This is a genomic window from Rhodoligotrophos appendicifer (assembly GCF_007474605.1).
GTDB lineage: Bacteria > Pseudomonadota > Alphaproteobacteria > Rhizobiales > Im1 > Rhodoligotrophos > Rhodoligotrophos appendicifer.
In genome coordinates, this window is record NZ_VHKL01000003.1 from 315,416 (window position 1) to 336,819 (window position 21,404).

Sequence of the window (21,404 nt, forward strand, 5' to 3'; positions counted from 1 at the left end):
TCGCAGTGCCCCCGTAGAGATTGCCATCCCTAGGTCGGCTCGCTCGTCGCAACGATGGGTTTGATAGCGTCACCCGTCAGGTTCATGCGATCGAGAACATCCTCAAAGATCTCCAGAGCTTCGGCTGGTGAAAAGGAGACGCTGTCATAGCCCAGGCGATAGCTCAACCCGTCGGCTCCTTGGAAGCTGCGGACATCCAGCTCATACATGGTGTGAGACCGGATCTGGGTTGGCCCGATACTGGAGACCTTCACAATACCGAAGTCGATTTCATCTGTGCCTCCGAGCCGTTGCAGCGGGGAGCTGGACGCGCCTGTCGCCCATTTCTCCGCGGTCTGCATGCCGGCATTGAAGCGTGCCATATAGGAGCCCGCAGCGAAAATCTCCTCTGCGAAGGGCCCTTGCATGAGGCTGTGGAAGGACATCACCTCCATCGCGGCGTCGAGCTGATTTTTGAGGTCGACAGCCAACGCGTCCACGGACGCAAATTTTTGTGTATCCGCTCGCAACAGGGCCAGATCGGCCACGTAGCCCACGAAATTCGTCATCCGCCGATCGGTCCGCATGGCGGTCGGCACGGACATGATGACTTCTGCGACCTGGGCCTTGTGTGCGATGGCCTGAGCGACCGATGCGATCAGCAAGGCGCTTTCCGTGATGCCTGAGGAACGCACCCTGTCCTGAAGCCGCTGCCGGCCTGCCGGGGTGGTTGCCGCAACGAATTCTCCGGCATAGCCGCTCTCCACCAAGCGGCGGTTCGACGGCAGGCCGCGCGCTGTTCGCCCGATCTTCGGCAGGGGTGGCAGGGGCTCTCGATAGAGCTGGCGCAGATAAGCCTCGGCAGCGGCAAGACCCGCAGGAGTCGTTGCCTTGTCGAACAGGGGGAGCGCCTCCTCGATTCCGATCTCGACCGGCGGCAGGGACATGCCGATGAAGGCCGACAGCATCTCCTCGACTATGAGACCGAGGGACCAGCCATCGACGATCGTGTGGTGGGCATTGATGTGGATGACGTCGGAATCGGCGCTCCGGAGAACGCGCAACTGGAAAAGAGGATCCGCCAGGGGATCGATGGTCTCCTCTCCGAGCTGATCGAGACGCCGCATCAAAGCCGCATCATCGGCATCACCGAGATCTTCGACGATCATCGGGGAGCGCGGTCCAGCCTCCACAAAGGCGCGGAACTGATCACCCGCCATCTCGAAGCGCGTCCGCAAAGCCTCATGGCGTTCCACCACGGTTTGGTAGGCGCGGCCAAGGCGCGAGATATCGATACTCGGTCGCACACGGATGGCGCGGCTGATGCACCAGAACAGATCATAGGATTTGCTGACATGCGCGGACTGCAGACTGCGAAGCAGCCAGACCTGCTTCGTAGACAGCCTGATTTCACGTGCTTTGGCGGGCGATGCAGCCATGTCCCGTGGACCACTGGCTGGCACTGGCGCAGCAGCGGGAACGCGCGACGACACGGGATCGACCCAGCCGACCGGTCCAATAGCCTTCAGCGAAGCTCCATCGAGCAGCAGGGACAGTTCCGCAGCCATCCGTTGCAGAAGGCTCTCGGCGAAGGCTCGATCGACCACGTCTGAATCGACGGAAAGGGCGAGATGAGCGACCTCCCCTGTCGCGACCACATCAAGTCGAACTTCGTTGGACGGCTCACTGAGCTGATGGACGATGTCAAACGGTTCCGCAGTGCTGCTGAGACCCGTCGGATCCAACAGGGCAAAACCCACCTGTCTCAGATGGATATTCCCGGCGCGCAGGAAGCTCTCCAGGGCCGCTTCGATCTCTGCGGTATCGTATAGCCGATGGCGCAAGGCCACATCGAGAGCATGCCGAGCCCGGCGCAAAGTCTCCGCAGGACCGTCGCCGAGATTATGCAGCAGCACCGGGACGCTGTCCGCAACCGGACCGATGACGCCGGGGGCCAGTGCCCGGCGAGAGGGATCATGCCGCTCGATGACGATGGAGGGGGCATTGAGAGCCTGAGACAGGCTGCGGGCAAAGGCTGAGACGAACAACGCCTCCTGACCGGCGGCCGCAAGCTCTGACAGACCCGGGATGTCCAACGAGACCGTCGCGATCCCCACAGGACCCCGGTTCTGTCCGAGACCTGCAGGAGCCGCCGCCCGGGCCCGATGTGGCATGATGAGAAGAGGGGGTGCATCCTCCAGGATTGCGGTCCAGAACGACTGATGCCGGATCATCTCCGGGCTGCCCTCCGCACCCCGGCTGGAGGTGACGAGGTCGCTGAAGCTCGACACGGGCGGTTCGACAGTCTCTTCCATTGCCGCGGCGACGATCGCGCGAAGGGCAAGCAATGGCGACACGGCATCGGCGGCGGCACGATGCGCCTTGGCGATTAGCACGCCGTGATCATTCTCGTCCCGTCGAAGGCCGAAGCGCCACAAGGGCCCTTCCTGCCCCGGATCGGCGAGCTCCTCCATTGAGGCGATGGCCTCCAATCCAGGAACATCACCGAGTTCAAGCACCAAGGTGCCATCCGCTTGCCGCCGGCCGTGCAGCGCGATGGCATCATGCAGCAGCCCCATCTTGGCCAGCGCCGCACTCAACGCCTCATGGGGCTGGTCCACCGTGAGTTCGGCATGTCTGATCTCTGCCGCGGCAAGGGGCGACGTCATGGGTGCCGAGGGTCGGCCGAGTTCGAGCAGCTGGCGCGCCAGCGGTCTCAAGCTGGCGCGATCGGCACCCGCCATTGTGCTTTCGGAGTTTTTCCGTGCCTCCGCTGCCGCACGAGAGGCGAGCACAGCCTCGAACGCATTGGCGACGACCACCGACAGACCCGCCACGGTGGGTGTCTGCAGGAATTTTGCCACCGGAATATTGATGTCGATCTGGGCCTCGATCCGGTTCTTCAGTTCGAAGGAGGACAGGCTGTCGAGCCCCAACTCGCTGAGCTTCCGGTCGGAGGGAATCTCCGACGGCTTAACCTTGAGCACCTTGGCCACTTCTGTCCGGATGAGATCGGACAGGAGGGCATCCCAGGCACTGCGCGGCGATGTCACCAGCTCTGCCTGGAGCCGCGAATTGCCGGCGACCCGCCGCGCAAACAGCGATTTCATGCGCGGGTTCGCCGGTGCGCTCGGAACCGTACGGGCGACCATCGCCCAATCGACGCCGGCATACATCAGCAGTTCGTTGGCATTGCGCAGCGCATATCCGAGGGAGGCCGCAGCGAGCGTATCGGGGATGGATTTGATGCCGGTGCTGTCGAGATAATTCGTGAGGGCTTCCGACCGCGAGACGAAGCCGCTTCCGCCGATGGCGCCCCAGGCCACTGACACCCCTGGAAGACCACGGCTGCGTTGGAATCCGGCGATGGCATTCAACACGGAATTGGCCGCCGTGTAGTTGCCCTGCCCCGAGGAGCCGATCACCTGCGCCACCGAGGAGAAGCTGGTGAAGAAATCCAGCGTGAGGCCCTCGTCGATGACCGCGCGGTGCAGGTTCCATGCTCCCGCCACCTTCGGCCGGATGACGCGTTCGATCTGTCCCCGGTCGAGCTGCGGCAGGAAGCCGTCTTCGATCACCGCGGCACCATGGATGATGCCCCGCAGCGGCTTGTCCGAATGTCCGTGTTCGGCTACCAGGGCGGCCACGGCCACGGGGTCTGTGACATCCAGCGAGAGCGGCACCACCTCGGTCCCCCTGGCACGCATGGCATCGATCGCAGGCTGCACGTCTTCTGCAATGTGGCCGTTGCGGCCCGCAAGCAGCAGCCGGCCGGCCCCGCACAGGCTCATCCACTCGGCAACCGAGACACCGAAACCGCGCAGGCCGCCCGTCACCAGATAGCTGGCGTCAGCGGAAAGCGCGAAGGGCTTGGTCAAGTCGAGTTCGACCTCCACCGCACTTTCGTCGAAGGAGACGACCACCTTTCCGATATGCTGGGCCTTCGACAGAAGGCTCATCGCTTCCGCCGCCTTGGACGCCGGGAAGATGGTCGAAGCGATGGGCTTGTACGTCCCATCCAGAGCTTTGACCGAGATCTCATCGAGCAGTTTGCGCAACAGATCGGGTCTCTCTCCGCCCAGGGTGGAGAGATCCACCACCGAATAGGAGTTGTTGTAATAGAGCGACTTCAGCCCGACGGGCTTGTCCTGGGCCAGGTCGCGCTTGCCGATCTCGACGAAGCGGCCGAAGGGCGCCAGGCATTCCAGCCCCTTGTCGATGCCGGTCCCGGACAAGGCGTTAAGCACCACGTCGACGCCGCGGCCTTTCGTGATTGTGCGGATCTCGCCCGAAAATTCCAGAGTTCTGGAATTCATGACGTGCTCAATGCCGAGATCATGCAGATATCTGCGCTTGTGATCGCTGCCTGCGGTCGCAAGGATCTCCGCTCCCAGATCGCGAGCCACCTGGATCGCGGCCAGGCCGACGCCGCCGGTCGCGAGATGGATCAGGACCTTTTCGCCCTTCTTCAGCCGGCCGATCCAGTCGAGAGCGTAATGCGCCGTCATCAGGCCGACCGGCATGGTGGCGGCGGCGACGAGGTCGACCCCGTCGGGAACCGGCATCAGCGCTGAAGCCGGCACCGCAGCGTAGCGGCGCATGAGACCCTTCCCCATGCCCATGACCCGGTCGCCGATAGCAACGCCTTCGACCTCATGTCCGATCGCCCGGACGGTTCCGGCGAATTCAAGGCCGAGATTTCGCCACCAGGCGTCCTCCCCGTCGGTTTCATCGGGCAGGATGCTGGTTGCGGCCATCACGTCGCGGAAATTCAATCCGACCGCTGCGATGGAGACGATGACCTCGTCCGCTTTCGGCTCCGGCATGGCGGCTTCGCGGATCACGATGTTGTCGATCACGCCCGGTGCCGACATGGTCACCACATAGTTCGAATCATCCGACGATGTGTCGATGACGCGCTTGGCGGGAGCAAGTGCGGTGGGATCGCGGCGCTCCACCCGACCGACAAAGTCCTGATCCCCCCGCAGCACGACTTCGATCTCCGGGCTGGCGCCCAGCACGAGGTCGGCGATGGAGGCTCCCTGCTGGAGCGCCTCCTGGTCGACATCGATCTGTTTGATGACGAATTCGGGGCACTCGTTGATGAGGGTGCGGGTCAGGCCGACAAGCGCACTGCTGACGACCCCATCGAGGCGCATGGGCCCGTCCACGGGGACGCGTTGAGCATTTCTGGTCATGACGACGACCTTGGGCCGCGACGGTGCAGCCCTCAACCGGTCAAGGGCCTGCCCAAGCGTCACGAGCCCGATTGTCGCTTTTTCGAGAGGGGCGAGAAGCTGCGCCGTCTCGATGGTCTCTTCGGAGCCGAAATGCGATGTGGCTCCGACCGCAAAGAGGATACCCGACAGGCCGCCGGCCATCGCTTGGTGCGTTTCGATGGCCTTGGTCACCGCCGGGGTGTTCATGCTGGCGAAGGCTTCGCTTCCCATCCGCTCCACCGCGACGCCGCGCTCCGTCAATCCCTCCACGAGTGAAGTGAATTCAGGATCTTCGTCGGCGATGACGAGCCATCGCGCTGCGATGTCGGACGGCAGGCTGCCCTTGAGGCGATCCACGCCCCCTTCGACGGGCTCGAAGACTTCCTCGTAGAACGTCGCGCTTGATTGGCTTCCTGAAGCCCGCTGCGAACTGCCCAGCGCCTTGGTGGTGAAGCCTTCAATGGCGAGATAAGGGGTCCCGTCGCTCCCGAACACGCGATACTCGCCCGCGAAATCCTTCCGATCCGCCGTGAACGTGGTCACGATCTCGGTCGGCAGAACATCCATCACGAGGATCTTTCGGGCCCCGATCGGGAGTTTTAGTTTGTAGCGATCGTCATTCTCGACGAGTTCGTCCAGGGGCTCCCCTGGACGCCACACGCCCGTGTCCATGTCGTTGATGGCAATGCCGGACTGCAGGACGCTATCGAGGAGTCCCGGGAACGCGATGAACCCCTTTGCCGGCACGTCTCCCATATCCATATGGGCCAGCGCCGTCGTGTCATTCACCACCCACAGCTTGTCGATATTCCTGAAGGTCGGGCCGTAATCCAGGCTATGGCGGCCCGTCAGCTGGTAGAACTCGCCGCGCGAAATCGCTGGATCGGCCGCCATCACCCCGAAGTCGATCGTCGATGGCCGCAGAGTGAAGTCATGGCGCCAGCCATAGGCTTCCGACCTCAGTCGCCAACCTTCCTCGGAATCCCGCAATTGGCTGTAGATCTTGATCCGGCTGTTGATCGGATCGATGCTGGTGCGGAGCAGTATCGCATCGTCCACCCCGATGGAGAGCGCTTCCAGGAAGCGGACGTCCCGCAGCTCGACCGAACCGGCCCCATGCAGTTCGCGCAGGGCCGCAACCATGATCTCGACATATCCAGCGGCAGGAAACAGGCAGTCGCCGCTGACCCGATGATCATTGAGATATTTGTGGCTCTTGAGACAGATTTCGTTGGACCAGGACGGCTCCGGTCCCATCTCCCGCTGGCCCAGCAAGGGGTGCCCGCTGACGGCAAAGAGGACTTGGCGGGATTCCAAGGGCAGATGGTTGAACTTTTCCTTGGCCCAGGGATGTGCCGGAAATGGCGCCCGCTCGCGCAGCGTGCCTGACGTGAAGACCTTCCAGTCGATCGGCACGCCGGCGACATGAAGATTGGCGGCAGCCTTGCTGATCGACAGGAAGTCGTCATCGCCGCGCATCAGCGTTCCGATCGCCGCGACGCTCTTCCCTCGGTCTTGAGCGATGCCCCGGATCAACGGCGTCAGCGTGTGGTGCGGGCCGATCTCCAGAAAGCTGTCGATGCCAAGATCGAGGCAGAAGTCGATCGCCTTCTTGAAGGCGACGGGTTCCCGGAGATTGCGCCACCAATAGTCGAGGTCGAATTTGGTATGGAGCAAGCCGGTCACCGTTGATACCACCGGCAGCGACGGCGTCGTCCATTCGACGGGACCGAGAGCCTTGCGGAACTCGGCTTCGCAATCATCCAGATGTTCGCTGTGCCAGCCGAAATCCATCGTCAGCCGGCGCGCGAGGGCATCCGGAAACAGCCGGTTGACCTCCGCCAGCACCGCCACGACGCTGGGCTCCATGCCCGTGATCGTCTGCGCTGCAGGCCCATTATAAGCACCGATGACCGCGGAGCCGTCGGCCGGCATGAGCGGCTCCAGCTGCTCGAGAGTAAGGCCGATGACCGCCATCGCACCGCGGCGACTGCTGTTATGGGGAATCTGTCCGCGCGCGCAGATGATGCGTGCTGCGGTCTCCATGGAGATGGCGCCGGTGATATAGGAGGTTGCGACCTCGCCGAAGCTGTGTCCGACGATCAGTTCCGGCGTCAGGCCTCTCGCCATCCACATCTTGGTCAGCGAGATCTGGTTGGCGAAGATCGAGCCTTGCGTCACATCGGCGTCGTTGATGCGCGTCTTGTCCTCGTCGCGCAGCATCTCTTCGACGACCGACCAGCCGGCGATCGGCCGCAATACGGCGTCGAATTCCTCGACGCTGTCACGGTAGCTGGGCTCGCTCTTGAGGAGCGCCCGGCTCATGGCCCACCATTGCCCGCCCTGCCCCGAAAACGCCAGGGCAAGGCGACGTGCCTTCTGTGCATGGCCGGTGATGATCGTCGTGCCCGTCGCGGCAACGGCGGCGATCGAATCGCCTCCGCGGGCCAGCGCTGTCAGCCCCTCGCACAAGCTCGCCCGGTCGTCGCGGGTGATGACCACCGCGCGCTCTGCGAGGTGATCGCGGTTGCGCGCCATTTCTTCCACGATGTGTGAAACCGGCTCATCGGCCAGTTCGCCGCTCTCGATCGCCGCTGCCAGATCGAACGCCCATGTCGACAACATGGCCTTCGAGGACGCCGACACCGGCATCATGACCGGCCACGGGTTGGAATCGAGCGCAACCGGCGACAGCGATCTCAGCGGTGCGGATGACCCGCTCCAGCTCTCGATCATCACGGACGCATTGGTGCCGCCGAAGCCGAATGAGTTGATGGCGGCAAGACGGGATCCGCGCGCTTCTGGAAAGGGTTGCAGCTCTTGGGGGACCGCGATGCCGAGCGCGTCGAAGGGTATGTGGGGATTGGGCCGTTCGAAATTGCGGTTCGGGAGGACCATCCCATTGCGGATCGACAGGAGAACCTTGACCAGGCTGGCGACCCCTGAGGCGGATTCCAGATGTCCGATATTGGGCTTGACCGAGCCCACGAGGATCGGTGTGTCGGTGCGGTCTCTGCCGAAGACGTTGCCGATGGAATGGGCCTCGATCGGATCGCCGACGGGTGTGCCCGTGCCATGGGCTTCGAGATATCCGACATCGCGCGGATCCGTGCCCGTGACGTCCACGAGATTGGCCAGCATGGCCGTCTGTGCCTCGCGGCTGGGGGCGGTGAGCGTCGGCGTCCTGCCATCCTGGTTGACGCAGGTGCCACGGATCACGCCATAGATGCGGTCCTGGTCCGCGACGGCCTTGGTGAGAGGCTTCAGGAGAACCAGCCCGCATCCCTCGCCCCGGACGAAGCCGTTGGCGCGCTCGTCGAAGGTGTAGATCTCACCCGTCAGCGAGAGCATGTTGGCCTTGGTGAAGGCGATGAAGACGCCGGGGTCGAGCATGCAGTTGACACCACCGGCCAGGGCCATGTCGCAGGTCCCCATGCTCAGATGGCGCACCGCTTGGTCGACCGCCACCAGAGCGGACGAACAGGCCGTGTCGATGGCCATGCTCGGCCCGGAAAGGTCGAAGCGATGCGAGATCCTGTTCGCCGCAATCGACATGGCAGCGCCGGTGCCGGCGAAGATGTCCGAATGGTTGCGCCGGTACTTTTGGCTGTAACTGAAATCCGTGGTGGAAATTCCGACGAAGACACCCGTGCGCAGGCGCTGGGCCTCTCGCATGGTCGTGCCGCCGTCCTGCATGGCTTCGTAGGCGACCTGGAGCAGCAGACGTTGCTGCGGGTCCATCGCGGCAGTCTCGCGCGGCGACAAATCGAAGAATGTTGGGTCGAAACTGAAGACGTCCTCGAGAAATCCGCCCCAGCGCGATCGTGTTTTTCCGATGGCATCGGGATCGGCATCATAGAAGGCGTCGAGATTCCATCTCTCTTCGGGCACCTCGACGATGCCGCTCTTCTTGTCCCGAAGAAATGACCAATAAGCAGATCCGCTGTTCACACCGCCAGGGAACCGAATACCAACGCCTACGACAGCAACTGGAATGGTCTCAGCGTAAATATTTGACAGTGTAAGCTGCTGATCGAGTTGTTCAAATTTGTTCATTCGCCCCTGCCCCGGCGTTATTCAGCCCCTACTGCGAGATGCTATCGCTCAGACGGATAATTAGCGAATCGATTCAGTGTCGAGATTAATATTGCGGCTCAGAGACGCGAAAAGGTCACAATCTCTGGCGCGACCACCATGTCGGATATGCGAGCCCCGATCTGTTTTTAAGTCATGGTTTTGCAACAAATGTGCAACGGCGCCTGCAAATCCGACAAATGCTTCGCCGATACCAGCATCCTCGACCGGCTATTCTTTGTCTAAAATTTAATCATCTGCCCAACGAATGGATATAGATGTCTGCTGGGGGGATCGTCTGAAGGGCCCCGACCACACTCCTGGGAAATAAAAAGAAATTTTTTTACCCGCGCGTCAGCGTCGCGCTGTGGTGTCCTGCGCCGTCGCCAGCTGTTCGAGCCGGGTGGCGATATGGTCCAGACGTTCGGCCAATTGCGCGCTTGGGTTCTCCGGAAGAGCGGGGACGGCGGCCAGTCCGCGATAGATCATCTCCGCGATGACGTCGGCAGCCCTGTCGATATCGACGCGGCCATGTCCCCTGATCAATCCCCAGGTATGGTGTTCGACGCAGCCGAAGATCATGTCGCGCACGATGCGCAGCGGAACATCCTTTCGGAACTCCCCGCTCGTCATGGCCTGTTCGACGATCTCCAATGTGCGTTTTGTATATTCCTGATTGAGCTCGAACACGGAGGTGGTTCGATATTCCGGACCCGGCCGCAATTCTTGGAAGACGAGACGGCAGAGCGCCGGTTCTCTCTCGATCGTCGCGAGATGCTTCCAGATCATGAACCGCAACCGGTTCCAGGTTCCGCGGATGCCCTGGAGCTGCTCGTCGAAATCCGACAGCATCTCGTCATACCAGCGTTCGACCACCTTGATCATCAAGTCGCGCTTGTTCTCGAAATACCGGTAGATCGTGCCCTCCACGACGTCGGCGCGGGCGGCGATTTCCGAGATCAACGCTGCATCATAGCCTTTCTCCAGAAAGACGGCTTTCGCCGCTTCCATGATGTCCGCGACCCGCCGCTCCCGTGAGAGCCTGAAAATCTGCCGTCTCTGAAAAACTTCGCTCATCAACGTTTACTCATACCCGCTTTTCTTCGCCCATGACCGCCTGCGGCGAATTCATGGCCCACTATAATCACGCCGTGCCTCAAGGTCGAGAGAACGCTGGAACAGAGCTCCCAGCGGCCTCGACCGGGATCAGAAAGAACGTTACAGCAGTGTCTTGTAGACATAATGAACTTAGCTCATTAATCTGCCATGAGACACCCGCCTGAGACGGGTGCAGTTCTGGGAGATTGCCATGCACCTGTCGAACGGGGCCGCCCTGCCGAATAGCACGACCATGTTTGATCTGGGCCCTGATCATCAGGAAATTCTCGACGCCGCCGACCGGTTTGCCCGCAACGAGCTCCATCCCTTGGCCGAGCGGATGGACAGGGACGAGTGGTGGCCGGAACAGATCTTTCCGGAAATCGGCAAGGCAGGCTTCTTCGGCATTACCGTCGATCCCGAATATGGCGGCTCCGGCGCCGATCTTTTCACCAGCGGCCTGATCCTGCAGGCCTTTTCGCGATGGAATCACGCCTTGGGCCTGGCCTGGGTGGCCCATGAGAACCTCTGCCTGAACAACATTTTCCGCAATGCCGGGGAGCCGCTGCGCCGCAAATATTTACCCGCACTCTGTGACGGCACCTCGATTGGAGCGCTGGCGCTCACCGAGCCCGGTGCAGGCTCCGATGCGCTCGGCTCCATGCGCACGACGGCGCGTCGTGACGGCGATGACTATGTGCTCAACGGCACGAAGATCTACATCACCAACGGCCCTGTCGCCGACATTCTCCTGGTCTATGCGAAGACTGATCCCGAGCTTGGCCCGAGAGGCATTTCCGCCTTCATCGTGGAGAAGGACATGCCCGGTTTCCACGTCGCCCAGAAGCTGATCAAGATGGGCTTCCGGGGAAGCCAGACCGCCGAGCTCGTCTTCGACAATTGCCGCGTGCCCGCCGTCAATATGGTCGGCGCGGAGAACCGCGGCGTCTCCATCGTCATGAGCGGCCTCGATCTCGAGCGCGCCATGATCTCGCCGATCTGCCTCGGGATCTGCGAGCGGGCGCTCGAACTCTCCATCGACTACGCCAAGACCAGGACCCAGTTCGGCAAGCCGATCGCCGAGTTCCAGATGATCCAGGCCAAGATCGCGGACATGTATGTCTGGACCGAGACCATGCGCAGCTTCACCTATCGGGTCTTGGCGGAGGCGAATGCGCTGGAGGTCGGCGGCGGGGGCCGCGGCCAGATCCACGCCCTGACGGCGGCCTCGGTGATGTATGCGGCCGAAACCATGGGCCGCGTCCTCTCCGACGCCGTCCAGATCCATGGCGGGTCCGGCTATATCTGGGAAAGCGAGATCAACAGGCTCTACCGCTCGTCAAAGCTCTTGGAGATCGGCGCCGGCACGACCGAGGTCCGAAAACTCATCATTGCCGGCGAATTGCTGAAGGCCTGAGCTCACCAGTTCGGCTTGCGCTTCTCCACGAACGCGCTCACGCCCTCGGCAAAATCGGTCGTCGACATGAGCACCGTCATCGCCTCGAGGCCGAAGTCGCGCGCACTTCTCGGATCGACCGCCTCGGAGCGATAGACCGCGAGCTTTGCCTGGGCGATGGCTCTTGGACCGCCGCCCTTCAATTGTTCGATCAATGCGGCGACCGCGCCTTCCAGCTGCTCGGGCGCTGCGACCGCAGTGACGAGCCCGAGCCTCTCGGCCTCCTCTGCCTCGATGCTGCGCCCGGTCAGCACGATGTCGAGCGCCCTCGCCCGCCCCACGAAGCGCATCAGCTTTTGCACCCCGCCCCCGGCGGGGATGATGCCGACCTTCACCTCGGGCAGGCCCAGCCGCGCCGTCGAGGCCATGATCCTGAAGTCGCAGGCCAAGGCGAGCTCGAAGCCGCCGCCCAGCGCATAGCCGTTGATCGCCGCAATCGTCGGGAACGCCATCGCCTCCAGCCGGTCGAACAGGCGGCAGATCGGCCCCACATAGCGGTCGCGGTAATCCACCGGCGTCGACCCGATCGGCGAGGCCTTGTCCGTGAAATATTTGAGCTGGGCGCCGGCGCAGAAGGCCCGCCCCTCCCCGGTGATGACGAAGGCGCGCGCATTCTTGGCCTGAGCGTCATCCAGCGCTCGGCCCAGCGCTTCGATGACCTCCAGGCTGATCGTGTTCAGTTCGTTGGGCCGGATCAATCGCGCCCAGGCGACGTCGCCGTCGACCCAATCAAGTTGGAGCGCCTGTCCGTAGCCATCTGTGGTCATGTCGTCCCCCTGTTCGGAAGCGGGGTTCGACCCCCGCCCATTGCTTCATCACGCTTCACTTGAAGTAATCGGGTTTCGGGATCGCCCAGAACTCGCCCCACAGCCTTCCGCCGCCATCGAGGGCGAGCACTTCTCCCGTGATGAACTTTCCCGTGGGACCCGCCAGATAGGCGCAGCCCTCCGCGATATCGAAGGCATCGCCAAAGCGCATCATGGGGTTGGACCGCTTGTAGCTCTCCCGAGCCTCGTCTGAATAGACCGTCATCCCCTCGGTCATGATCGCCCCCGGCGCTATGCAATTGATGCGAATATTGAGCGGCGCCCATTCCACGGCAACCGTCCGGGTGACGCCGATGACCCCGGCCCGTGCCGCGCAGGTATGCGCCACCCCGGGCATGCCGCGATCGACCACGGTCACGATGTTGACGATCGTGCCGCCCCGCTCGGTCTCCCGCCAGCGCTTGGCCGCCGTCTGCATCATGGCCCAGGTGCCGTTCAGATTCGTGTCGATCACCGCGTTCCAGCCCTTGGGACTGAAGTCGATGGCGGCCTGGGGAAATTGCCCGCCGGCATTGTTGATGAGGATGTCGAGGTCACCGGCCGCCTCGAAGAGCGCCTCCACATCCTCGGGGCTGCGGATATTGCCGCCGATGGCCCTGGCCGTCAGCCCATGGGCGCGCATGACCGCGGCGGCCTCGTCCAGTCGCTCGATCCGCCGACCCGAGATGATGACCTCCGCACCCAGCTTGCCGAAAAGCCAGGCCGTCGCCTTGCCCAGGCCGGACCCGCCCCCCGTGACGAGAACCCTTGATCCGCAGAAAAGGTCTTTGCGGAATGCGCTCTCATAGGCCGCAAGGTCCGCGTCGCTGAAGCCGTAGCCAGCCTCGTCTGTCATTTCCACCCGTACCTTCCGCCGGGCTGTGTCCCGACATTTTCTGGATTGACACTCATCGACGCTTTGCCGTTAATGAGGATCACTCACTTAATCGCATCACCCTGCTCAAGTCAACGTGGTGAGGCGAAAACGAGAAGAGCCGAAACCGGCCGGTCCTGGAGGAAACATGAGGGAAATCACCGCAAAACTGTAAGGCCTGTCCTGGTGCAGGCGAGCCCTCTCGCCGCGACCGTCCCGGGCAGTGACATCGTTCTTTCAGTGAATCCCCGATTGATGAACATCACTCATCAACCGCATCACACTCGGCTGGAGTTCAGTTTGGATCCCGTACTTGTCGACCGCCGCGATGCCGCCCTCTGGATCACGATCAATCGTCCGGAGCGCCGCAATGCCATCAACGAGGCGGTCATCCGCGCGATTGCGGGCGGCGTGGTCCAGGCGCAGACGATGCCGGAGGTCCGGGCGATCGTGCTGACCGGTGCCGGAGACAAGGCGTTTTGTGCCGGCGGTGACCTCAATCCCAATGCGGAGGGCGTGCCCTTCACGGTCGATCCCGCCGATCCGCGCAATTACGTGATCGACCTCTTCAAAATCATCGAAGACTGCACCCTGCCCATCATTGCACGCGTCAACGGACATGCCCTCGCCGGCGGCCTTGGCCTGCTCTGTGCCTGCGATCTCGCCGTCGCCGTCGACACGGCGACATTCGGCACGCCCGAATCGAAGATCGGGCTCTTTCCCATGATGATCCTCCCTTACATGATGCGGACGCTGTCTCGCCGCCGGCTCATGGAACTGTGCATCACGGGCGATCCTTTGACCGCCGCGGAAGCCCTGGAAGCCGGCCTGGTCAACAAGATCGTTCCTGCGGCGGAATTGGACGGCGCCATCGAGGCTTATCTCGGCCGCATCGTCGCGCGGTCGCCCTCGGCCATTCGCCTGGGGAAGATGGGCTTCCACGCCATGCAGGACATGGGCCTGCGCCAGGCTTTTGAATACGCCCAGTTGATGCTGCCCATGATGGCCCGGACCGAAGATGCCCGCGAGGGCATGCGCGCTTTCGGCGAGAAGCGGCAACCGGTATGGACGGGCCGCTGATGGGCGACATCCTGCGCATCGGCTGCGGTGGCGGCTTCTGGGGCGATACCAGCGAAGGACCGGGGCAGCTCGTCCGTGCCCGCGCCATCGACGTCCTCGTGGTGGATTACCTCGCCGAGATCACCATGTCGCTGCTCGCCCGGGCGCGCATCAAGGATCCACAGGCCGGCTTCGTGCCCGATTTCGTCAGCCAGATCGGTGCTCTCGGATCCGACCTCGCAGCGCAGGGCATCAAAGTCGTCGTCAATGCCGGCGGCGTCAATCCGCTGGGCTGCCGCGATGCGCTCGCGGCGAAGTTCGAGGCCGCGGGGGTAAATCTCCGGATCGCAGCCATCCTCGGCGATGACCTGACCGGCATCCTGGACAGTCTGCGTGAGCGGAACACGGTGGAGATGTTCAGCGGCGATCCCCTGCCGAGCGAGCCCTGGAGTGCAAATGCCTATCTCGGCGCCTTCCCCATCGCTGCGGCCCTGACCGCGGGGGCCGACATCGTCATCACCGGCCGCTGCGCGGATTCCGCTTTGGTCCTGGGCCCCTTGATTCATCGCTTCGGCTGGACCCCGGCCGACCTTGATCGCCTGAGCATGGGCAGCCTTGCCGGTCACATCATTGAGTGTGGCGCCCAGGCGACCGGCGGTCTCGCGACCGATTGGGAGGATGTTGAGGGCTGGGAGGATATGGGCCTGCCCGTCGTGGAATGTGCCGCCGACGGCAGCTTCACCGTGACGAAACCCTCCGGAACGGGCGGCAAGGTGACACCCACCACCATCGCCGAACAGATCGTCTATGAGATCGGCGATCCCCGACGCTACATTCTTCCCGACGTGGTCTGCGACTGGTCTGAGGTTCGCCTCGAGCAGGCCGGCCCCGATCGTGTGGCCGTAACCGGCGCCCGCGGCCTGCCGGCCACCGCGAGCTACAAGGCCAGCATCACCTGGCCCGATGGCGTCAAGGCCGTCGGCACCTTGATGATCGGCGGACGCGATGCGGCAGCCAAAGCGCGGCGAACCGCATCGGCGATCCTGGCGCGCACCCGACGGCTGATGACGGCCAAGGGCTTTGGCGATTTCCGCCGCGTCTCGATTGAGGTTCTGGGTGCGGAGGCAACCTACGGTCCGCACTCCCGGGCTGAGGCGGCACGCGAAGTGATCCTCAAGCTCGCCGTTCATCACGACCACAAGGCTCCCTGCGAGATCTTCTCGCGCGAATTCCTGCCCAGCGCCACCGCCATGGCCCAGGGCATTACGGGCTTCGCCGCAGGCCGCCCGAAGGTCTCTCCCGTCGTCCGCCTCTTCTCCTGCCTTGTCGATAAAAGCCTGCTCCGTCCCGCCTATGTCCTTGAGGCTGAGCCGGTCGCCCTGCCCCCGGCCCGCGACGATCTCCCGGCGAAGTCAGAGGCGGCACGCGCCACACCGCCCGCGTCACTGCCGCCTGCGGATGGGACGCAGCCGACGGTCGCGGTTCCCTTGATCGCTCTCGCCTATGGCCGCAGTGGCGACAAGGGAGACGATGCCAATATCGGCATCCTCGCGCGTCACGCCGACTTCCTGCCCGTCATCTCCACGCATCTGACCCCTGAGGTTGTCGCCGCCTATTTCGCCCATCTCGTGAGGGGACCCGTCGAGCGTTTTGATCTCCCCGGCCTCGGTGGCTTCAATTTCCTTCTGCATCGCGCCCTCGACGGGGGTGGCATCGCGTCCCTCCGCCACGATCCCCAGGGCAAGGCCTACGCACAGATGCTCTTGGATTGTCCCATCGAGGTGCCCGCGCACTGGCTGCAGGCCGGCGGCCTCCTCCATGGAACCCGATACGCGCGGGAGGCCGCATGAGTCCCGCCACCCGCAGAATTGTGAATCGCCTGCCGCGCGAGCGGCGTGAAAGCGATATTCTCGCCGCCGCCACCACGGTCTTCGGCGAGCAGGGCTACGACAACGCATCCATGTCCGAAATCGCGGCCAGTGCCGGCGTGGTGGAAGGCACGATCTACAAATATTTCGACAATAAGCGCGACCTTCTGCTGCGCGTGCTGACGCGCTGGTACGAGTCGATGCTGGCCTCCTACGAAGACCAGCTCGGCGGCATCCGCGGCACCGAGAGCAGGCTTCGTTATGTGATCTGGCGCCATTTGAGCGTCATCGCCCTCAATCCGGCTTTGTGCAGAGTGTTCTTCCGCGAGGTGCGCACCAGCGGCGATTATGGCGACAGCGCGCTCTTCGACCTCAATCGTCGCTACACCCATTTCATCGTCGAGATCCTCCGCGAGGGTGTGGCCTCCGGCGACCTCGATGCGGACCTTTCGATCCCCCTGGTCCGCGACGTGATCTACGGCGCCATCGAACACCACACCTGGAAGTTCGTCTGCGGCGTTGGCACCCTCGATGTGGAAACCACGGCGGACCAACTGACCCGCCTGATCATGCGGGGCATTGCCGCGAAGGACCCCGAGACGCGGCTGGCCCGGACGGCAGACCGGCTTGAGCGTCTGGCGACCTCTCTCGAGGAGGCCCGGCGATGACGACCGTCCTCAGCCTCACCAATATTCAGGTCTTCTACGACCGCGCGATCGAAGCGGTGCGCGACGTGTCCCTCGAGGTGACGGAGGGCGCCATCATCGCTCTCCTGGGATCCAACGGGGCCGGCAAGTCCACCGTGCTCAAGGCCATCTCAGGGATCCTGGACCGCGAGGAAGGCGAGATCGTCGGGGGCTCCATCGAGTTTCTCGGAAAGGACATCGCCAAGCGGTCTGCCGACGAGATCGTCCGCGCCGGCCTGGTGCAGGTGCCGGAGGGGCGGGCTCTGTTTCCCACACTGACGGTCGAAGAGAACCTCCTGATGGGCGGTTATATCCGCAAACCCGCGGAGAATACGGAGACCTTGGAGCAGATCTACGCCCTGTTCCCGCGCGTCAAGGAGCGCCGCACGCAGATCGCCGGCTATCTCTCCGGCGGCGAGCAACAGATGGTGGCGGTGGGCCGCGCGCTCATGGCCAAGCCCCGCATTCTGATGCTGGATGAGCCGTCATTGGGCCTCGCCCCCCAGGTCATCGACGGCATCTTCGAGACGATCATTCGTCTCAACCGGGACCACCGGCTGACGGTCCTGCTTGTCGAGCAGAATGCCCAGCTGGCCCTCGACGTCGCCTCTTACGGCTATATCATGGAGAATGGCCGCATTGTTCTCGACGGCCCCTCGGAACGACTGCGCTCGAACGCCGACGTCCAGGAATTCTACCTCGGCTTCGGCGCCGCCGGCACGCGCAAGTCCATGCGCGACGTCAAGCATTACAAGCGCCGCAAACGGTGGCTGTCATGAGCGCGCCTCTGCTCGAGCTGGTCGACCTGTGCAAGACCTTCGGCGGCCTGCGCGCCGTCTCGGACGTCTCTTTCTCGGTCGCGCCCGGCACCATCTGCTCCCTCATCGGCCCCAACGGCGCCGGCAAGACCACGGTCTTCAATCTGATCAGCGCTGTCTTCCGGCCGACCTCGGGCCGGATCATCTTCGACGGCGCCGAGATCACAAACAAACCGACCTATTCCCTCGCCCGGCTCGGCATTGCCCGCACCTTTCAGAACCTCGCCGTCTTCAAGCACGAGACGGTGGTGAGCAATCTTCTGGTCGGCATGCATTCAAACCTCCGCACCGATCCCTTCTCCGCGGCGATCTTCTGGGGCCGGGCGCGGGCCGAGGAGATCCGGGCGCGCGAGCGGGTGGAGGAGATCATCGAATTCCTCGAGATCGAGGATCTGCGCGACAAGCCCGTCGGCACCCTCTCCTACGGTCTCCAGAAGCGGGTCGAGCTGGGTCGCGCGCTGGCCATCCAGCCGCGCCTGCTCCTCCTCGACGAGATGGTGTCCGGCATGAACCAGGAAGAGCGCGAGGACATCGCGCGTCTGATCCTCGACCTGAAGGAGGAGCTCGGGCTCACCGTCTTGATGGTCGAGCATGACATGGGCATCGTCATGGACATTTCCGATCATGTCTGCGTCGTCAACCACGGTAGCAAGATTGCCGATGGGACCCCGGCACAGGTCTCCGCCGATCCGGCCGTCATCGACGCCTATCTCGGCCGCAGGAGCGCCGCATGACCGCTCCCGCTTTGTCGACCCTCGAGACCCTGACCTTGCCCCAGATCCTGGCGGCCCGGGCCAAGGCGCATCCTCAGGCACTGGCGCTGCGAGCGAAGGTCCGCGGCATCTGGCAGCGCACCACCTGGACGCAATATCATCGCAATGTGCGCCTCACCGCCTTGGGGCTCTATGCCCTCGGCTTCCGCCCCGGCGACCGGCTGGCGATTGCCTCGGAGAACACGCCCGAGTGGTTCTATGCCGATCTGGCCGCCCAGATGCTGGGGGGCGCCGGCCTCGGGGTCTATCCGACCAATCCCTGGCCCGAGCTTCAATACATCCTCCGCCATTCCAAGGCCCGCCTCGTCATCTGCGGCGATCAGGAGCAGACCGACAAGGTCATCGATGCCCGGCGCAACGAAGACGGTCTTCCGGATCTGGTGAAGCTCATCTGCGTCGACATGAAGGGGCTGCGGAATTATGACCGCACCGACCTCATGTCCTTCGATGAGCTCATGCAGCTGGGTGAAGCCTCGGAAGCCGAGCACGGCGCAGCGGTCGACGCCCTCCTTGCGCAAGGCAAGACCGACGACGTCGCCATCATCGTCTACACCTCCGGCACCACGGGAAATCCCAAAGGCGCGATGCTCACCCATCGCAACATGATCCACTCGGCCGCCCGCGTCGTCGAGGCGGCCGGCCTGTCCGCCGACACCTATTCCGTCGTCTGCTATCTGCCCCTGTGCCACGTGGCCGAACGGTCGTTCTCGTTGCTGATGCATCTCCTGTCCGGTGCCGTCGTCAACTTTGCCGAATCCGTCGACACGGTCGTCGAGAATCTTCGCGAGATCGCCCCGTCGGGCTTCTTGGGTGTGCCCCGCATCTGGGAAAAGATGCAGCAGCGCATTCTCTTCCGCGTGAAGGATGCCACCGCGTTTCAACGCCGCGTGTTCGATGCCTGCATGAAGGCCGGCCGGCCGATTGCCGAGCGTCGGCTGCAGAATGGCGGCGACTTCGCATCCGCCGCGGACCGTTTGAAATTCCTGGCCCTGTACTGGCTCTGTTACCGCGGCCTGCAACGCTTCGTTGGGCTGAACCGCCTGCGCAACGGGTTTTGTGGCGGCGCCACCGTCTCTTCCAAAGTTTTGTTGTTCTTCTGGATCATCGGCGTTCCCGTCTATCAGGTCTACGGCATGACCGAGACCGGCGGCGTCAGCCACATGCAGCGCAGGGGCTATGCCCGCGCGGGCTGCTCCGGTCTGATCATCGACGGCCTCGAGCAGAGGACGGCCGAGGATGGCGAGCTCCTGCTGAGGGGTGCCTCCGTTTTCAAGGGCTACCTCTTCGACGCGGAGAACACGGCGCGGACCCTGGAGGGCGGGTGGCTCCATACCGGCGACGTGGTCGAATTCGAGGACAATGGCGAGTTGCGCGTCGTCGACCGCAAGAAGGACATTCTGATCACCTCCGGCGGCAAGAACATCACGCCCTCTCTGATCGAGAACGCCCTGAAGGACAGCCTGTACATCCGCGAGGCGATCCTCCTCGGCGATGGCCGCCATTTCGTCTCGGCCCTGATCCAGATCGACTACGAGACCGTGGGCCAATGGGCCCAGGCGCGCAATCTCGCTTATACGACTTATCGCTCCCTCGCCGAACGCCCCGAGGTCTTCGACCTCGTCCGCGCCGAGGTGGACAAGGTCAACGGCCGCTTTGCCCGCGTGGAGAATATTCGCAAATTTGTCCTCCTCACCAAGGAGCTCGATCATGACGACGGAGAGCTGACCGCCACCATGAAAGTCCGCCGCCGGGTGATCGAGAGCAAGTTCCGCGAGGAGATCGTGGTGATCTACGGGAGTGCGGCCTGATGGAATTCTTCGTCCTCCTCGTCGCGACGGGTCTCGTCTCCGGGGCCGCCTATGGCATGATCGCCATGGGTTTCGCCTTGATCTACAAGGCCACCGGCGTGGTGAACTTCGCCCAGGGCGAGCTGGTCATGCTGACCGCCTATATCGCCTTCTCCATCGCCACGAGCTTCGAATTGTCCTTTTTCCCGCTGCTGCTGGTCACGATCCCCATCGCCATGGTGATCGGCTTGCTGCTGGAGCGGATCTTCATCCGGCCGATGCTGGGCGAGCCGGTCTTCGCCATCGTCATGGTGACCATCGGCCTCGCCGTCATCATCCGCGGGGTCACCATCATGATCTGGGGGCCGGACCCCTTCGAATTCCCGGGCCTTCCGACCACCGTCATTTACCTGGGCAGTCTGCCCTTCTACCCGGCCCAGCTCTATGCGCTGGGAGCCTTGGCTGTTCTCGTCCTCGCGGCTTGGGCCTTTCTCAATCGCAGCCGCGTCGGCATCGCCATGCGGGCCGTCGCCGCCAATGAGAAGGCAGCCCTCCTCATGGGCATCGGCGTGCCGCGGATCCACGCTTTGGCCTGGTCGCTCTCCTCCGCCATCGCAGCGGTCGCCGGCATCCTTTTCGCCGCCAATTTCAAGCTGGGCCCGGATCTCTGGTTCCAGGGCCTCAAATCCTTCCCGGCCGTCATCCTGGGGGGCCTCGACAGCGTCATTGGCGCAGCCATCGGCGGCTTGGTCATCGGCGTCATCGAGAACATGGCGCAAGGCTATCTGGGCCAGGGCCTGCGGGAGATCGCCGGCTTCGTGGTGATCGTCCTCGTGCTGATGATCAGGCCCTACGGCCTCTTCGGCGAACGTGAAATCGAGAGGGTCTGAAGCAGATGATCACCCCC

Annotated in this window: 12 protein-coding genes; 8 read left to right on the forward strand and 4 right to left on the reverse strand. The window is 63.3% G+C overall.

All coding sequences use genetic code 11. The features are described from left to right. Window positions 1-29 precede the first annotated feature (29 nt). Window positions 30-9,254, reverse strand: a complete 9,225-nt coding sequence (locus FKM97_RS08465; RefSeq protein WP_144291967.1) for a type I polyketide synthase — start codon at window positions 9,252-9,254, stop codon at window positions 30-32. 372 nt (window positions 9,255-9,626) lie between these two features. Then, window positions 9,627-10,349 carry a TetR/AcrR family transcriptional regulator gene (locus tag FKM97_RS08470; protein WP_144291968.1) on the reverse strand — a complete coding sequence of 241 codons (723 nt, stop codon included), beginning with the start codon at window positions 10,347-10,349 and terminating at the stop codon, window positions 9,627-9,629. A 232-nt stretch (window positions 10,350-10,581) separates the two neighbouring features. Here FKM97_RS08470 and FKM97_RS08475 point away from each other — a divergent pair, with 232 nt between their 5' ends. Continuing rightward, window positions 10,582-11,787, forward strand: coding sequence for an acyl-CoA dehydrogenase family protein (locus tag FKM97_RS08475; protein WP_144291969.1), 1,206 nt, complete (start codon window positions 10,582-10,584; stop codon window positions 11,785-11,787). A 2-nt stretch (window positions 11,788-11,789) separates the two neighbouring features. On the opposite strand, the gene FKM97_RS08480 is transcribed toward FKM97_RS08475, so the two are convergent. Together FKM97_RS08480 and FKM97_RS08485 are read right to left on the reverse strand one after the other, a co-directional pair. After that, a complete protein-coding gene (locus FKM97_RS08480; RefSeq protein ID WP_144291970.1) occupies window positions 11,790-12,593 on the reverse strand; it encodes an enoyl-CoA hydratase/isomerase family protein in 804 nt (267 codons plus the stop codon). Window positions 12,594-12,648: 55 nt separating this feature from the next. Beyond that, a complete protein-coding gene (locus FKM97_RS08485; RefSeq protein ID WP_144292170.1) occupies window positions 12,649-13,488 on the reverse strand; it encodes an SDR family oxidoreductase in 840 nt (279 codons plus the stop codon). Window positions 13,489-13,806: 318 nt separating this feature from the next. Between FKM97_RS08485 and FKM97_RS08490 the strand changes: the two genes are divergently transcribed. The 7 genes from FKM97_RS08490 to FKM97_RS08520 are packed head-to-tail and all read left to right on the forward strand — an operon-like array spanning window position 13,807 to window position 21,387. Further along, window positions 13,807-14,586, forward strand: a complete 780-nt coding sequence (locus FKM97_RS08490; RefSeq protein ID WP_246104993.1) for an enoyl-CoA hydratase-related protein — start codon at window positions 13,807-13,809, stop codon at window positions 14,584-14,586. Further along, window positions 14,571-16,415, forward strand: coding sequence for an acyclic terpene utilization AtuA family protein (locus FKM97_RS08495; RefSeq protein WP_205014829.1), 1,845 nt, complete (start codon window positions 14,571-14,573; stop codon window positions 16,413-16,415). The genes FKM97_RS08490 and FKM97_RS08495 overlap by 16 nt, the downstream gene beginning before the upstream one ends. Then, the gene (locus FKM97_RS08500; RefSeq protein ID WP_144291972.1) at window positions 16,412-17,101 is read left to right on the forward strand and encodes a TetR/AcrR family transcriptional regulator; all 690 of its coding nucleotides are present in this window, start codon (window positions 16,412-16,414) and stop codon (window positions 17,099-17,101) included. The genes FKM97_RS08495 and FKM97_RS08500 overlap by 4 nt, the downstream gene beginning before the upstream one ends. Continuing rightward, entirely contained in the window at window positions 17,098-17,898 is an 801-nt protein-coding gene (locus tag FKM97_RS08505) for an ABC transporter ATP-binding protein (RefSeq protein ID WP_144291973.1), read from the forward strand. The genes FKM97_RS08500 and FKM97_RS08505 overlap by 4 nt, the downstream gene beginning before the upstream one ends. Next, window positions 17,895-18,671: an ABC transporter ATP-binding protein gene (locus tag FKM97_RS08510; protein ID WP_144291974.1), complete on the forward strand. Its 777-nt coding sequence runs from the start codon at window positions 17,895-17,897 to the stop codon at window positions 18,669-18,671. The genes FKM97_RS08505 and FKM97_RS08510 overlap by 4 nt, the downstream gene beginning before the upstream one ends. After that, window positions 18,668-20,518, forward strand: coding sequence for an AMP-dependent synthetase/ligase (locus FKM97_RS08515; RefSeq protein WP_144291975.1), 1,851 nt, complete (start codon window positions 18,668-18,670; stop codon window positions 20,516-20,518). Before FKM97_RS08510 ends, FKM97_RS08515 begins: the two co-directional genes overlap by 4 nt. After that, complete coding sequence (locus tag FKM97_RS08520) at window positions 20,518-21,387, forward strand: branched-chain amino acid ABC transporter permease (protein WP_144291976.1); 870 nt, start codon at window positions 20,518-20,520, stop codon at window positions 21,385-21,387. Before FKM97_RS08515 ends, FKM97_RS08520 begins: the two co-directional genes overlap by 1 nt. The last annotated feature ends 17 nt before the right edge of the window (window positions 21,388-21,404 follow it).